Origin of the sequence: Mesorhizobium abyssinicae (assembly GCF_049887195.1) — a bacterium.
Classification (GTDB): domain Bacteria; phylum Pseudomonadota; class Alphaproteobacteria; order Rhizobiales; family Rhizobiaceae; genus Mesorhizobium; species Mesorhizobium abyssinicae.
On record NZ_JARAKC010000130.1, the window covers coordinates 1 to 414 of the forward strand.

Consider the following 414-nt stretch of genomic DNA (forward strand, 5'->3'; position numbering starts at 1 on the left):
CCGCTGCTCGCCGGCGCCGACCGCCAGGATCGTCGCATGCGGCGGGTTGATGACGGCGGCAAAATCCTTGATGCCGAACATGCCGAGGTTGGACACCGCCGTGGTGCCGCCCTGGTATTCCTCCGGCTTCAGCTTGCGGCTGCGGGCGCGGCTGGCCAGGTCCTTCATCTCGTTGGAGATCGTCGACAGCGTCTTTTCGTCGGCATGGCGGATGATCGGCGTGATCAGGCCGCCGGGGATCGACACGGCGACGCCGACATCGGCGTGCTTGTGCTTGACCATGGCGCTGTCGGTCCACGAGGCATTGGCATCCGGCACCGCCATCAGCGCCATCGCCATCGCCTTGATCACCATGTCGTTGACCGAGAGCTTGTAGGCGGGAACCTCGCCCTTCTCGGTCTTCTTCACCGGTGC

The 414-nt window shown here is 65.5% G+C and carries 1 protein-coding gene; it reads right to left on the minus strand.

Translation table 11 applies throughout. The annotated features are described in order from the left end of the window. Nucleotides 1-414: 2-oxo acid dehydrogenase subunit E2 (locus PU724_RS33955; protein WP_426213859.1), on the minus strand; the 414-nt coding region annotated here is incomplete at both ends.